A 14,192-nucleotide genomic window follows, 5' to 3' on the forward strand; every position below is an offset into this window, starting at 1 on the left:
GACGGTTGGGCCCGGGTCATGCCGGCCCCCGCGCGGTAGGAGCCAACCCCCGGCAGGATCGTCCTGTCGGCAAGACCCCACCAAACAGGATGATCCTGCCGGCAAGGCCCCACGCTGGAACGACCCAGCCGGGCGGGGCCCACGCCCGGAAATACCGCCCGCCGGCGGGGTGGTGGTGGTTGTGCCCGAGGGCCGGGCTACGCGGCGGCGTCCACGGTCGCCAGCAGCTCAGGGCGGGTTGGGCCCGGCAAGGGGTAGCGGATTCCCTTGTCGGGGACCTTCACCTCTGGGGTGAGGGTCAGCATGCTCGCCGTGGCTATCTGGGCGCGGGTCGCCTCCGCGTCGCCGGCGGCGGCCGCGGCGTAGAGGGCCCGGGCTCCGAACCAATCAGGGTCGTCCGGCTCGTAAGGGATGCCGTTCACGTCCGCGTCGACCTCAGCGATGCGGTGGCGGTCGAACCAGACGGTTGCTCGATACCACGGTTCGATCTCGGCGGCGGTGTGGTCGGTGAAGGACGCGGGCAGGCCTGCTCGCAGCACGTCGCGCAGGAGTTGGGCGTGCAGCAGGCCCATCGTGGCGCCTCGGCCCACTGACGGATTGGTGCAGCAGGCGGCGTCACCCACCGCTACCACGCCGGGCGTGGTCACCCTGCGCCACCGGTCGACCAGGCCGCCCATCACTTCCACGCCGGTCAGCGGGGTCCCGGAGTCCCAGGGCGCGGCGATCGGGTACTGGGCCAGCACGGCCGACCAAACCGCCGGGTCGCGCAGGGCGCGCAAGGGCTTGTCGCGGGTGCTGGTCACGAAGCCGACCGCCCACGTGTTGTTGTCGCCGGGCAGGGTGAGGATGGACAGCGAGTCGTGGTATTGCAGCAGCGGGCCGCGGACTTCCGGCCGTTCGCCCTGGAAGTGCCGCATGTAGTAGACGAAGCCGGCGTCGTCGCGCTCCTCGGCCGGTGCGGGCAGACCGGCCGCCTCCAGCCACGACGGGAGGGCCGAGCGCCGGCCGCCGCAGTCGACGACCAGGTCGGCGAGGAGTTTGTCGCCGTCACCCAGGCGTACCCCCGCAACTCGATCGCCCTGCGTGACCAGACCGGTGACCGTGACCCCTCGTCGCAGGGTGAGACCCGGTGTCTCGGCCGCCTCGGCGGCCAGCGCCGCCTCCAAGATCGGACGGCGCGCGGTGAGCGTCTCGAAACGCGAATCTGACGGTACGGGCGGGAGCGCCGCCGCGAAGTTGAACCGCACCCCGCCCGCGGCGGCCAGCCTGTCCAGCACGGACGGCAACTCGGCGGACATGACCGCGTGCCACCGCGGCAGCATGATGTGGGCCAGCCGGAACTGGGTGACACCGGGGCGCTCCCACTCCTCCCACTCCCGGCCGGGGGTGGCGCAGCCGTCGTCGCGGTCGAGGAGGGTGACCTGGTGGCCGTCGCGGGCCAGGAGCATGGCGCAGGAGAGGCCGGTGAGGCCGGCACCGAGAACGAGAATGTCAGTCATGCCGGTCAGCAAAGCCCGGGAGACTGCTCACTCTCCAGGTCGAACGGTGCTCACTTCCGGGTCGCATTCGTTCGCCCACAGCACCTCGATCAGTCGGTCGATCGCCTTCGCGAGCCGCCGCCGGTAGGTGCTGAACGGCAGCCCGAGCACCTCGGCCGCCGCTTCCTGACTGGCGGCCGGGCGCAGATACGTGCGATTGAGTACGGCGTACAGGGCCGCGCCCTTGGGCTCGGCGGCGATCGCGGACATGGCCGCCTCGACCTCGGCGATGCTCAGCCCGCCGGGCCGGTCCGGGCGGCGCAGGTCGCGCAGGCCCTGCCGGACCGCCCGGTCGAATGCGGCCCGGGTCGGCGCCGGCGGTCGCAGCAGGTCGGCCGGGGGTGGGCCGTGGCCGCCGGAGTGTTCGCGCTCGTTCATCAACTCGAGCCACGCCTCGACCGGCAGCCGCCGCCAGTCCATCCCGAAGCCGACGTGCCGCCGCCCGTCCACCTCGACCTCGAAGCAGGCCGTGAACGCCAGGTAGTCGAACATCGGCCCCCAGAACTCGGGCTCGGACGTCAGCACGAACGACCAGACCGCCGACCCGCCGACCCATTCGAGGATGGACGAGACCGCCCCGGCCAGCACGGCATAGGGTCCGCTCTCGCGGTCGGCCACCCCGGACAGGAAGCGGGCCATCTCGATCCGCTCCCCCGACCGGAGCGGCCCGGCACGCTCGACGTAGCGAAGGGCCGCCCGGGTGGCCGGATCCAGCTCCGCCAAAGCGGTCCCACCCGCCGGCCCGATCTCGTCCGGCGGCTCGGCCCCGGCTGATGGTGGGGCGCCGCCCGTCAGCAGGAGGTGCATGACGAAGGCGTGCAGGCCCTCCTCACTGCGGATCACGCTCAGGCCCGCCGGCTGCTCGATGAGCCACCGCGCGGCGAAGTCGGCGAGCACCGGGCCCTGGAAGCGCTCCACGATGGCGAGCACCGCCGGGTGGTCGGCCGGGGTGCCGGGGAGCAGGGCGACCGTCCCGCGGGAGCGCAAGGCGAAGAACGTCGCCGACAGCGGGCTGCGGCGGTGCAGGTAGAGCAGGTGCTGGGCGTGCATCGGGCGGTCCGGAGCGGCGGCGGCCCGGACTCCGGCGACGACGTGGTCGTGAACTGTGCGGTGCAGCTCGCGGTAGCGGTCGGGGGTGCGGCGTTCGAACGACGCGTCCAGGACGTCGCGGGCCAGGTCGTGCGGGCGCAGTCCGCGGTCGCCGACCACGATGAACGGGCGGCGGCACAGCCAGGTCCACACCTCGGGGGCGGCCGGGCCGACCGTCTCGCGGAGCAGGTCCTCGGTGGTCAGCCACGCCTTCGCACAGGTGGCGAGGCCGGTCGCGTGTGCTTCGGTGGGTGGCTCGCGGACCAGGCATTCGAGCAGGGCGGTGATCAGATCGGGCACGTCGGACAGCGACCGCGGGGCGGTTCCGCTGGTGGTGGCGTCGGCGAGCAGTGCCATGGCCAGCGGATGGCCGCGGCCGAGGGCGACCAGCCGGTCCCGCAGGCCCGGCGAGACACCGGCGCGGGCCAGCAGCTCGGCGCTGTCGATGGGGCCGAGCGGTTCCAGCGGCAGGATCGCGGCGAGCCGCCGCCAGCCCGGATCGGTCCGCCACTGCGGTTCCGGCGGTTCCCGCCCGGCGAGAACGACCAGGTCATCGTCGCCGAGCCCCGGCAGGAACGTCTGGCGCAGCCACCCGTCGAGGGCACCGAGATTCTCGTAGCCGTCGACCAGGAGAACCCGGCCGCCCGAGGCCACGACGGTCGCGGGCGAGCCGAAGCCGGGGAGATCCGCATCAAAGGAGGCGGAGAGGGGCGCCGTGAGGGCCGCGAGGAACGCGTTGGGGGCGGCGTCTATCTCGCTGCCGTCGAGGGCTATGACCGTACGGCCGCAAGCTTTTGCTTTTAAGCGGAACTGGTGCAGCGTGCTTGATTTTCCGATGCCGCCGGGGCCGTGCAGGAAGAGGACCCGGTGGCCGGAACGGCCGCTCAGGGCGTCGCCGAAGGCGCGCAGTTCGGCGCCGCGCCCGGCGAACGACTCCGTGCGTGCGTGATCGAGCAGGTCAGCGACTCGAGCCGGCATCTCCCTCTCCCCCGCCCGGAGCGTAGCGGGCGGGGGCGGAAGAAACTGTCAGAGAACTTCCTCTGCGAGGCGGTCGGGGTTGCCGAATCGGTGAGCGGTGATGCTGATCGCCTGCTCATGCAGGAACGGCAACAGCTCCACCCGGCCGGCCTCGGTGACCGGTCCGGCCCAGACGGCCAGGTCCGGAGTGGACGACAAGGACTTCGAAGAGCCGATGAGGCGTACGCGCCCGGAGGTCAACGCCGCACCCCACGTGGCGTCGTCCTCGACGCGCAGCTCGGCCGGGACGGTCAGCGTCTCCGGCAGGGCCGTGCCGACCGAGATCCGCATCGGTGCACCGGTCAGCAGACCGGCGGCGATGACCCGGATCAGCGCGGCGACCGGCTCCCCGGCGGCGAGCCGGATCTCGACCGGAACCGACCGGTAGCGCAGCACGTTGCGCTCGGCCCACAGGCCGGAGACGTCCGACTGCTGGAAGTGCGCCGACCAGGCGGCCGCGTCGCCGGCGGCGGACCGCTCGACGAAGGCCAGCTCCTCGGCGGACAGGACCAGCGCGGCCGCGGCGAGCAAAGAACGCACCGCGACATCGGTGACCTTCCCGGCCGAAACAGCGGTGGAAGGCTGCCAGTCGGTGAGGCCGACCAGGTAGTTCGGGCCGCCCGCCTTGGTGCCGGGGCCGACCGCCGAGCGCTTCCAGCCACCGAACGGCTGCCGCCGGACGATCGCGCCGGTGATGCCGCGGTTGACGTAGAGGTTGCCGGCCTCGATCCGGTCCAGCCAGGTGCGCACCTCGTCCGGGTCGAGCGAGTGGATGCCCGAGGTCAGGCCGTAGTCGACCTCGTTGACCAGGTCGATCGCCTCGTCGAGAGTGTCGGCGGTCATCACGCCGAGGATCGGGCCGAAGTATTCGGTGCGGTGGTAGGCGGAGCCGCGCCGGACGCCGTCGCGGATGCCGGGCGACCACAGCCGGCCACTGTCGTCCAGGCGCTCCGGCTTGAGCAGCCACTTCTCGCCGGCGGCCAGCTCGGTGAGGCCGGCCAGGAGCTTGCCCTCGGCCGGTTCGATGACCGGGCCGACCTGGGTGCGCGGGTCGGCGGGGTAGCCGACGGTCAGCGACGACGCGGCGTCGAGCAGCTGGGTGCGGAAGCGCTGCGACTCCGCGACCGAGCCGACCAGCACGACCAGCGACGCGGCCGAGCACTTCTGGCCGGCGTGCCCGAAGGCCGAGGCCACCACGTCCTTGACGGCCAGGTCGAGGTCGGCGCTGGGGGTGACGATGATGGCGTTCTTGCCGCTGGTCTCGGCGAGCAGCGGCAGGTCGGGGCGGAACGACCGGAACAGCTCGGCGGTCTCGTAGGCGCCGGTCAGCACGACCCGGTCGACGAGCGGGTGGGCGATCAGCTCGCGGCCCAGCTTCTGCTCGACGACCTGCACCAGGGTGAGCAGGTCGGCGTCGGGCAGCACCGACCGGACGATGTCGGCGAGCACGGCGCCGCTGCGCTCGGCCGGGCCGGCCGGCTTGATCGCGACGGCGGAGCCGGCGGCCAGGGCGGCGAGCAGGGAGCCGGCCGGGATGGCGACCGGGAAGTTCCACGGCGGGGTGACCAGGGTGAGCCGGACCGGCCGCGGCGTCGCGCCGTCGATCCGGTCCAGGTCGGCGGCGAGCTCGCCGTAGTAGTGGGCGAAGTCGGCGGCCTCGGACACCTCGGGGTCGGCCTGGTCGGCGGTCTTGCCGGTCTCGGCCGCCATCACCTCGATGAGCTCGGCCCGGCGGGCCTCGATCGCGTCGCCGATGCGGTGCAGGACCGCGCCGCGGGCCGCGCCGGTCATCGCCTGCCAGGCGTCGGCGGCGGCGACCGCCCGGCCGAGGACGCTGTCGAGCTGGGCCGGTTCGTCGAGCCGGGCCGCGTCGATGGTGGCCACGCCGAGCGCCGAGCGCGGGGCGCGGGCCAGCAGGTCGCGCACCCAGGCGCGGTTCGCGGCGACCGACGGGTCGGTGTCGGGGGTGTTCTCGAAGTGCCCGGGCACCGGGCGGGCGATGGCGGCGTAGCGCTCGGGGACGCGGCGGGACGTCGGGACGTCGGTGGACAGGTCGGCCAGCGACGCCAGGAAGCGGTCCCGCTCGCGGGCGAACAGGCCGGCGTCCGAGTCGAGCTCGAACACCGCCGACATGAAGTTGTCCTGGCTGGCGCCCTCTTCGAGACGGCGGATCAGGTAGGCGATGGCGACGTCGAACTGCTCCGGGCGGACCACCGGCGTGTAGAGCAACAACCCGCCGACCTCGCGCCGGACCACCTCGGCCTGGCCCTCGGCCATGCCGAGCAGCATTTCGAACTCGATGCCGTCGCGCACGTCGCGGCGACCGGCGAGGAGCCAGGCGTACGCGATGTCGAACAGGTTGTGCCCGGCCACGCCGAGGCGAACGTTGCGGATGTGGTCGGGCCGCAGCGCGTACTCAAGAACGCGTTTGTAGTTGGTGTCGGTGGCCTGCTTGGACTCCCAGGTCGCGAGCGGCCAGCCGTGCACCGTCGACTCGACCCGCTCCATCGGCAGGTTGGCCCCCTTGACCAGGCGAACCTTGATGCCGGCGCCGCCGCGGGCCCGGCGCGCGGCCGACCACTCCTGCAGCCGGATCATCGCGGCCAGGGCGTCCGGCAGGTAGGCCTGGAGCACGATGCCCGCTTCGAGATCCCGCAGCTCCGGCATGTCGAGGAGCCGGGTGAAGACCGCGATGGTGAGGTCGAGGTCCTTGTACTCCTCCATGTCGAGGTTGACGAACTTCTTCTTCTCGAAGGACGCGGCCAGCCGGAACAGCGGGGTCAGCTTCTCGACGATGTCGTCGACGGCCTCGTCGAAGGCCCACGGGTTGTGCGGGGTCACCGTCGAGGACACCTTGATCGACACGTAGTCGACGTCCGGCCGGCCCAGCAGCCGCTCGGTCTCGCGCAGCCGGCGCGCCGCCTCGCCCCGGCCGAGCACGGCCTCACCCAGCAGGTTCACGTTGAGGCGCACGTCGCGGCGGCGGATCCGGCTGATCGCCCGGCCCAGCTTCGCGTCGGTGGCGTCCACGATGAGGTGCCCGACCATGTGCCGCAGCACCCGCCGCGCCACCGGCACGACCACGCCCGGCAGGACCGGCGCCACCTTCCCGCCGAGCCGGACCGCCGCGCGCATCGGCAGCGGCAGGAAGCGTGGCACGTCCGGCGCGATGGTGGCCAGGGCGCGGGCGCTGACCCGCAGGTCCTCCGGCCGCACCACGCCGTCGACGAAGCCGACCGCGAATTCCAGGCCCTTGGGGTCGCGCAACAACCCGGCGAGTTGCGCGGCCGACCCACTCACCTTGACGGCGGAAGCCTCGTGCAGCCAGCGGCGGACGAGATCGACCGCCTCCGAGGCGAGGTCGGTGTCGGCGGGCATCGCAAGGTCAGTCATAGGCGCCAGTGTCGTTCGACCCTCAGTTCAGGAAAAGCGACTGTTTTTTACCGATACTCTTCAGCTGCCCTTACCTATTACCCACGGGATGGGAAAACATGCTGGAGATCCGCCGCCTGGTGCTGCTCCGCGAGCTGGCCATCCGGGGCACCCTCGCGGCCGTCGCCGAGGCGCTCAACTTCTCCCCGTCAGCAGTGTCACAACAACTGAGCCTCCTGGAGAAGGAAACCGGGATGACGCTGCTGCGCAAAGCCGGCCGCCGGGTCCAGCTGACCCCGCAGGCCGAGGTGCTGGTGCAGTCGGCGGGCGACGTCCTGGACACCCTCGAACGCGCCGAGGCCGCCCTGCAGGCGTCGCTGACCAGGGTCAGCGGCAAGGTCCGGGTCGCCGTCTTCCAGTCGGCGGCTCTAGCTCTGATGCCGGCCACGCTGAGAGCGATGGCTTCGCAATTTCCTGATGTACGGGTGGAAATGGTGCAACGGGAACCGGAAGAGGCGCTCCGCGAGACGTGGGCCCGAGACTTCGACATGGTGATCGCCGAGCAGTACCCGGCGCACGCGGCGCCGCACCACCCCGGCCTCGACCGGCGCGCGCTGACCACCGACCCGATCCGCTTGGCGCTGCCCGCCGCGGAGGCCGCCCTGCACCCGGTCGACTCGCTGTCCGAGGCCCGGGTGATGCCGTGGGTGATGGAGCCGCGCGGCGCCGCGTCCCGGCACTTCGCCGAGCAGTTGTGCCGCAGCACCGGCTTCGAGCCGGACGTCCGCTACGAGACCGCCGACCTGCAGGCGCACATCCGCCTGGTCGAGTCGGGCAACGCGGTGGCGCTGATCCCGGATCTGGTGTGGGCCGGCCGCGACACCTCGTGCCGCCTGCTCGACCTGCCCGAACTCCCCCGCCGCACCATCTTCACCGCCCAGCGCCTGGCCGGCGCGGCGTCCCCGGCGGCCCGGGCCTTCCGGGAAACGCTCGAAGCGTTCTCCCGGGAGACATAACCCACCATCAGGGCAGTTGCCGCAGGTCAGGGCATTTGCGATGCTTCCGGGGTGAGCCCCGCAGGGCTCCCGGACGAGCGGTGCCGTACCCGGTGTGCGAAAAGACGGCGCTATGGGAGACAGCAATGTCCTGGCTCGTACTTATCGCGTCCGGGGTCCTCGAGGCCGTCTGGGCCACTGCCCTGAGTAGGTCCGAGGGCTTCAGCCGCCCCGTCCCCAGCGTCGTCTTCGGCGTAGCGCTCCTGGCGAGCATGGGCGGCCTCGCCTACGCCATGCGCGACCTGCCGATCGGCACCGCCTACGCGGTCTGGGTGGGGGTCGGCGCGGTCCTGACCGTGGTCTACGCGATGGTGACCGGCGCCGAGGCCGCTTCCCCGGTGAAGATCCTGCTGCTGGCGGGCATCATCGGCTGCGTGGCCGGCCTCAAGTTCCTGCACTGAAATCGGGTGCGGCGGTGCTTCGGCGGCCGCTACCGTCGCCGGATGTTCGAGCAACTGGTGGCCGAGGCCGCCGCGGTGCCGCTGACGGGCTGGGATTTCGGGTGGCCGGCCGGGCGGGCGTCGGGTTCGAACCCGAGATCAACGAGGTTCTGGGCGCTCCCCCGGCCTGACCTCAGGCGGCCCACCGGCGCACCGGGTTCTCGCCCGTCCGGACGGGCGAGATGATCAGCCGGCGACTTCCCGCGCTTTTTTGATTTTGCGCCAGCCGCCGGCCTCGTTGTTGGCGGCGATCTCGCGCAGCATCGCGGTCAGCGCCTCGCGGGGGATCGCGTCCTGCTGCCGGAAGGCGACCGTGCGGGCGGTGGCGTTGGAGTGCCCGCCGGTGATGATGCTGTGCGGGTCGGGGACTATCGCACCGTCGTACAGGAACAGGTTGAGGTGATCTTTTGCGGTCAGCAGGGCGCCGACGTTGCCGTGGTGGACGAAGTACGGCTGGACGGTGCGCTTGATCGTCTCGGTGATGCCGGGGATCGCCGTGTGGATCAGGTCGCGGAGGTCCTGGCCGAGGCGTGCCTGCCACGCGGGGAGGCCGGCGAGGTAGGCGTCGACACCGGGGTGCCGTGGATAGTCGGGCATGATTCCTGCATACACCGCCGCATCGCTCAGCGTGGGCACAGCAACCGGTTGCGACAATCGGCGCATGCCGGATAAGCCGCGGGTTCCGCCGCGCTGGTTCATTCGCATCGCCTGGGCCGTGCACCGCGGCATCTATCGCGGCAGCGGCGGGCGACTCGGGCTGTGGGGCCCGAAGCCCGGCAAGTGGGGAGCGATGCGCCTCACCACCCGCGGGCGGCGTAGCGGCGTGCAGCGCAGCGTCATCGTCGCCTACTTCGAGGACGGCCCCGACCTGGTCACCATTGCCATGAACGGCTGGGGTGAGGGCGAGCCCGCCTGGTGGCTCAACCTGCAGGCGGATCCGGCCGCGACGGTGGAGCTCCCGGGCGGCGTGCGCCCGGTGCGGGCCCACGCCGCCGCGGGCGCCGAACGCGAACGGCTGTGGGCGCGCTGGCGCGAGTTGGACGCCGACCTGGACGGTTACGCAGCTCGGCGCACCACGCCGACCACGGTGGTGGTCCTCGCGCCTCGACCCGATCAGCAGGCGGCCACGTAGGACAGGTCCTTGACGAAGCGCGGCCATTCGGCCGCCGTGAGGCCACCGCCGAGGCGGCAGGCCTCCGGGAGCGGGTCACGCAGGGTGGCGAGGGTGCGCTCCAGACTCCACAGATTGGTGTACGACCCATCAGCCGCGGCCAGGATCGGATGGGTGGGGCTGAACCCGGACCCGTCGAAGTGCCCCCGAATCGTGCCGAGCAGCGATCCCGGGCCGGATAGGGGAACGCTCCACAGGTCGGTCCGCGCCCAGGTGCTCAGGGCGATCACCGAGCCGTCCGGGGAAAGCGCGCTGCCCTGGATCTCGTTCTCCTGGTCCGGGGTCGCGCTCGCGACCAGCGGAACGAGAAGGGCGTCGGTGCCGGTGCCGGGTCGCCAGACCCGGATGCCGTCGCTGCCGTAATAGGTGATGGTCCGCCCGTCGCCGCTGACCGCGAGGCCGGACGAGTAGTAAGCGAGCCGGTGGGACGCGATCCGGCGTGGGCGCGACGGATCGGTCAGGTCCCACAGCGCGATGGACACCTCCGGACCGGGCCGGGCGTCGATCAGGACCAGTTGCCGCCGGCCGCGGACGAAGATCATGCTCACCGGCTGGGTGGCCGGGATCGAGGAGATCTTGCGGGGGTCGTGACCGGAAGTCGTTGTGTAGAGGGCGAGTGGCGGGTCTTTGGGGTCGGCCGGGCTGACGATCGCGAGACCGACGGACGGATCGAAGTCCCGCACCTCGGCGCTGACGTCGTTGTTCGCCAGTGTCACCGGTGGGAGCCGCCGGGGGCGGTCCTTGCGGGCGACGTCCCAGAGCCCCGTGGCGGCCAGCACGAACGTCGGTTGCTCGGCACTCATCCGAACCGTGTTCTCGTCGACCTCGGTGTTTATCTCCACCGGGCCGGTGACGGATCGGGGATGCGCCGGATCAGCGATGGTCCAGGACGCCACTGTCGACCGGGCGATGCCGGTCGAGGCCTTGACCGCCAGGGTTTCGCTCGCCGAGACGTCCAGGGACTCGACCCGTCCGGCGTGTTCGAGCGACGTGATCATGGCCGGGCTGAGCGCGGTGCGGTCGCGCCACAACATCGCGGTGTGGGCGATGCCGAAGCTGGTGGTGAGCATGGTCTCGCCCCGCGGTGCGAAGGCGATCGAGGTCACCATCCCGCCGTGGCCGTCGCGGGTGCCGACCCGGGTCACCGCGTCCCGGTCCCGGACGTCCCAGAGATTCACCTGCTTGCGATTGTCCCCCGCAGCCATCAGATGGCCGTCCGGGGAGAACGCGACGGCGGTGGCGACGGGCGCACCGGGCGGATCCTCCAGCCGGCGCGGCCGGGAACGAGCGCTCAGGTCGTAGAGCCGCAGCCGATCGCCGGCGGTGACGATCGCGGCGAGCGTGCCGGCCGGATTGATCGAGATGGCCTGAGCCACGCCCATCTGCTTGATCCGCGCGACTATTCCGGGTTTGGCCGTCCCGGTCGCCGACCAGATCGCGAGGTCGTCGCCGGTCACGGCGGCATAGAGCCCGTGCGCGCTGTTGACCGCCGCCGGGCCGATCCAGTCGTTCGGCCCGGTCGTGCGCCAGATGTTCCGCGGATGAGTGGGATCCCGGACATCCCACATCGCGAGGTACTTGCCCCCGCTGAGGACGATCCGCCCGGGGCTGAATTCCAGCAGCTGTTCCGCCTCGGGGCCGACCGGCGTGAGGTCGAGCCGGTGCGGGGCGCTCAGATCGTGCACATCCCACAGCTGCAGTCGCCCGGCGAGTACCGCGAGAATCCGCCCGTCCGGGCTGAACGCCATGTCGCTGATGGACTTCGCGCCGGTCCGCAGGGTGCCGGCCACGGTCGTGCCCGCCCAGAACGTGAGGGTTCCGTCGCCGCCCAGCAGCACTGCGACCCGTCCGTCCGGCCGGTATCTGGCCCGCCAGACCGACTCGTCGACGGGAAGCTCCCCGGCATAGCCGGTGGCGATCGCGGCGGCCAGATTGTCCCGTGTAGTCGGCTCCGGCGTCAGCCCGACCGCCGTCGCCGCCAGGCGCAACGACAACCCGGGGTCGGTCCGCCGGGTCTCCTTGGACTTCGCGACCAGGTTGCCGGTCGCGGTCACCCGGGCGGCTTGGACGGCCGCGACGGCGCGCCCGCGGTCGGCCTCCCGCTCGCGCAGCATCAGGCCGCTCGGCACCCCGGCGGCCACGGTCAGCACCAACACCGCCGCGGTCAGCCGGAACATCCGTCGCGTGTTCCGGCGAGCTCGCACTCCGTCCCTGGCCGCGTGGGCCGCCCGCCGGACCTCCGGGTCGGCCGGCTCGACGGCCAGGAGCCGGTCGAGCAGTTCGGCTGCTGCCGGGCGCCGGGCCGGGTCCTTGTCGAGGGCCGACTCCACCAGGTCGCGCAGGCCGCCGGTCAAGCCGGTCAGGTTGGGTGGCTGGGTGAGGATCATGCCGGCGGTGGCCATCGGGGAGTCGCCGGCGAACGGTAGGTGGCCGGTTGCCGCGTAGGTCACCACCACGCCCCAGGCGAAGACGTCGGCGGCCGGGGTCACCCGCCGGCCGGCCGGGTCGAAGCGTTCCGGGGCCATGTAGGCGATCGTGCCGACCAGCTGGTCCGGGCGGGTGTGTTCGCTGGTCGGGTCGGTGGCGCGGGCTATGCCGAAGTCGATCACCTTCGGCGTGCCCAGCTTGAACAGGACGTTCGCCGGCTTCAGGTCGCGGTGGATGATGCCGGCGCCGTGGATGGCGACCAGCGCCGTGGCCACGCCGATCGCTACGCCGTGCACGTTGGCGGCGCTCAGCGAGCCCTGCTCGCGGACCACGTCGGCCAGGCTCGGGCCGTCGACGAACTCGACCACCAGGTACGGCGTCTCGTGGTCGGGGTCGGCGTCGAGGACCTCGGCGGTGCAGAACGGGGGCACCCGGCGGGCCCGGTCGACCTCGCTGCGGAATCTCGCGCGGAATTCGGGGTCGCGGGAATGCTCCGGCTTGATGACCTTGAGGGCGACCGGGCGGCCGTCGCGATCCTTGGCCAGGTAGACGGTGCCCATGCCGCCCTCGCCGAGAAGGGACGACAATTCGTAGTCACCGAGTTGCACTGGGTCACTTATGCGAAGGTCCACGACCATTGTCTTTCGTGAATTAAGATCAATTTGTGCTGCGCATAAGCACATTACAAAAAGCGCGCACCTGCCGCATTGATCAAGAGGGGAAAGCGTGATGATCAATAAGGGGGCATGATGGCGGCATGACGACGCGCCGCGCCTGGGCTGCCTTGATCGTGATCTCGGCGGCCGCGTTCGCGTTCGTCACCGCCGAGCTGCTGCCGATCGGGCTGCTCACCGTGATCGCGCCTGATCTCGAACGGTCGCGGTCGCAAGTGGGCTGGCTGGTCAGCGGCTACGCCATCGTGGTCGTCCTCGCCTCGGTGCCGCTGACCCTGCTCACCCAGCGTGTCCCGCGCCGGCAACTGCTCACCGTCACGATGACGCTGTTCGCGGCCGCGAATCTGGCCGGTGCGCTGGCCCCGTCGTACGAGATCCTGGCCGGCAGTCGCCTGATCACCGCGCTGACCCAGGCCCTGTTCTGGTCGGTGTGTGCGCCGGCCGTGACCGGGCTCTTCCCGGTGGGGAAACGCGGGCGGGTGGTCGCCCTGTTCGGGGTCGGGCCGGCGCTCGCGCCGGTGCTCGGCGTGCCGCTGTGCACCTGGCTCGGGCAGCAGGACGGCTGGCGCACCGCGTTCGGCCTGATGGCGGCGTTCGGGCTGGTCGCCGCGGCGGCCGTCGGTGCACTGCTGCCCTCCTCCGCCCCGGCCGACGGCGGGGCGGCCCGCGGCACCGCGCCGAGCCGGCCCCGGTTCCGGGTGATCGTGCTGGTCGCGGCGGTCAGCGTCACCGGCTTCCTGACCTTCGTGACCTACGAGACGCCGTTCCTGCTCGACGTCTCCGGCTTCGGCGCCGGCGCCCTCCCGTCGTTGCTGTTCGTGGCCGGGATCGCCGGCACGATCGGCGCCATCTCGGTGTCCCGCACGCTCGACACCTGGCCGGTCGGCTCGATGCTCGTCCCGCTCGCCGTCGGCGCGTTCTCGCTGCTGGGCCTCTACGCGCTCGGCGGATCCCGGGTGAGCACGATCGTGCTGCTGGGAGCGGGCGGGCTCGCGTACACCGCCTTCGCCACCGCGTTGCAGAACCGCATGCTGCAGGTCGCCCCGGGCAGCACCGACCTCGCCTCGGCCATCCTGGGCTCGGCGTTCAACGCCGGGATCGCCGGCGGATCGCTGATCGGCGGCACGCTGCTGCCGCCGTACGGGCCGCGCCCGCTCGCCCTGATCGGTGGCCTGCTGGTCGTCGCCGCCCTCGTGGTGCTGGCCGCCGATACCCGCCGCGCCGATCGGGAATGCAACAAACCTGCAAATCATATTCATTGACTGGCGTATATCGGCGGTGGGAGATTTCGATACGGAATACCCGTCCCCCCGGGCACCGCCGGAACACGCTCCCAGAGGGCGCCCCACACGCTGCGGAAATGCCTTTCCATTGCAAATAGCTTCCGCGCGCGCACCTCTCCGGCGGTC

Annotated in this window: 9 protein-coding genes and 1 riboswitch; of the genes, 4 read left to right on the plus strand and 5 right to left on the minus strand. The window is 71.8% G+C overall.

The window, feature by feature from the left end; all coding sequences use genetic code 11:
- Positions 1 to 197: 197 nt before the first annotated feature.
- The 3 genes from Adu01nite_RS15995 to Adu01nite_RS16005 are packed head-to-tail and all read right to left on the minus strand — an operon-like array spanning position 198 to position 7,037.
- Complete coding sequence (locus tag Adu01nite_RS15995) at positions 198 to 1,499, minus strand: FAD-dependent oxidoreductase (RefSeq protein WP_203727647.1); 1,302 nt, start codon at positions 1,497 to 1,499, stop codon at positions 198 to 200.
- 27 nt (positions 1,500 to 1,526) lie between these two features.
- Positions 1,527 to 3,605: a P-loop NTPase family protein gene (locus tag Adu01nite_RS16000; protein WP_203727648.1), complete on the minus strand. Its 2,079-nt coding sequence runs from the start codon at positions 3,603 to 3,605 to the stop codon at positions 1,527 to 1,529.
- A 48-nt stretch (positions 3,606 to 3,653) separates the two neighbouring features.
- Positions 3,654 to 7,037 (minus strand): bifunctional proline dehydrogenase/L-glutamate gamma-semialdehyde dehydrogenase, encoded by a 3,384-nt coding sequence (locus Adu01nite_RS16005; protein ID WP_203727649.1) that lies wholly within the window; start codon positions 7,035 to 7,037, stop codon positions 3,654 to 3,656.
- 98 nt (positions 7,038 to 7,135) lie between these two features.
- Here Adu01nite_RS16005 and Adu01nite_RS16010 point away from each other — a divergent pair, with 98 nt between their 5' ends.
- Positions 7,136 to 8,032: a LysR family transcriptional regulator gene (locus Adu01nite_RS16010; RefSeq protein WP_203727650.1), complete on the plus strand. Its 897-nt coding sequence runs from the start codon at positions 7,136 to 7,138 to the stop codon at positions 8,030 to 8,032.
- Positions 8,033 to 8,082: 50 nt separating this feature from the next.
- Positions 8,083 to 8,146: riboswitch (guanidine-III (ykkC-III) riboswitch) on the plus strand.
- Positions 8,147 to 8,157: 11 nt separating this feature from the next.
- Positions 8,158 to 8,472, plus strand: a complete 315-nt coding sequence (locus Adu01nite_RS16015) for a DMT family transporter (RefSeq protein ID WP_203727651.1) — start codon at positions 8,158 to 8,160, stop codon at positions 8,470 to 8,472.
- 225 nt (positions 8,473 to 8,697) lie between these two features.
- Here the strand turns inward: Adu01nite_RS16015 and Adu01nite_RS16020 are convergent, their stop codons facing one another.
- Entirely contained in the window at positions 8,698 to 9,108 is a 411-nt protein-coding gene (locus tag Adu01nite_RS16020; RefSeq protein WP_203727652.1) for a DUF1801 domain-containing protein, read from the minus strand.
- Positions 9,109 to 9,172: 64 nt separating this feature from the next.
- Between Adu01nite_RS16020 and Adu01nite_RS16025 the strand changes: the two genes are divergently transcribed.
- On the plus strand, positions 9,173 to 9,643 hold the full coding sequence (locus tag Adu01nite_RS16025) for a nitroreductase/quinone reductase family protein (protein ID WP_203727653.1): 471 nt from the start codon (positions 9,173 to 9,175) through the stop codon (positions 9,641 to 9,643).
- On the opposite strand, the gene Adu01nite_RS16030 is transcribed toward Adu01nite_RS16025, so the two are convergent.
- Positions 9,625 to 12,717, minus strand: a complete 3,093-nt coding sequence (locus Adu01nite_RS16030) for a serine/threonine-protein kinase (protein ID WP_307836635.1) — start codon at positions 12,715 to 12,717, stop codon at positions 9,625 to 9,627. The genes Adu01nite_RS16025 and Adu01nite_RS16030 overlap by 19 nt on opposite strands.
- Positions 12,718 to 12,866: 149 nt before the next feature.
- Here Adu01nite_RS16030 and Adu01nite_RS16035 point away from each other — a divergent pair, with 149 nt between their 5' ends.
- Positions 12,867 to 14,045, plus strand: a complete 1,179-nt coding sequence (locus tag Adu01nite_RS16035; protein WP_203727655.1) for an MFS transporter — start codon at positions 12,867 to 12,869, stop codon at positions 14,043 to 14,045.
- The last annotated feature ends 147 nt before the right edge of the window (positions 14,046 to 14,192 follow it).

Source organism: Paractinoplanes durhamensis (assembly GCF_016862175.1).
Lineage (GTDB): Bacteria > Actinomycetota > Actinomycetes > Mycobacteriales > Micromonosporaceae > Actinoplanes > Actinoplanes durhamensis.

What these genes read in the sequence shown, in the direction of transcription:
- Adu01nite_RS16010 (WP_203727650.1), top strand. Translation starts at nt 7,136, where the DNA reads ATGCTGGAGATCCGCCGCCTGGTGCTGCTCCGCGAGCTGGCCATCCGG.
- Adu01nite_RS16005 (WP_203727649.1), bottom strand. Translation starts at nt 7,037, where the DNA reads ATGACTGACCTTGCGATGCCCGCCGACACCGACCTCGCCTCGGAGGCG.
- Adu01nite_RS15995 (WP_203727647.1), bottom strand. Translation starts at nt 1,499, where the DNA reads ATGACTGACATTCTCGTTCTCGGTGCCGGCCTCACCGGCCTCTCCTGC.
- Adu01nite_RS16015 (WP_203727651.1), top strand. Translation starts at nt 8,158, where the DNA reads ATGTCCTGGCTCGTACTTATCGCGTCCGGGGTCCTCGAGGCCGTCTGG.
- Adu01nite_RS16025 (WP_203727653.1), top strand. Translation starts at nt 9,173, where the DNA reads ATGCCGGATAAGCCGCGGGTTCCGCCGCGCTGGTTCATTCGCATCGCC.
- Adu01nite_RS16035 (WP_203727655.1), top strand. Translation starts at nt 12,867, where the DNA reads ATGACGACGCGCCGCGCCTGGGCTGCCTTGATCGTGATCTCGGCGGCC.
- Adu01nite_RS16000 (WP_203727648.1), bottom strand. Translation starts at nt 3,605, where the DNA reads ATGCCGGCTCGAGTCGCTGACCTGCTCGATCACGCACGCACGGAGTCG.
- Adu01nite_RS16020 (WP_203727652.1), bottom strand. Translation starts at nt 9,108, where the DNA reads ATGCCCGACTATCCACGGCACCCCGGTGTCGACGCCTACCTCGCCGGC.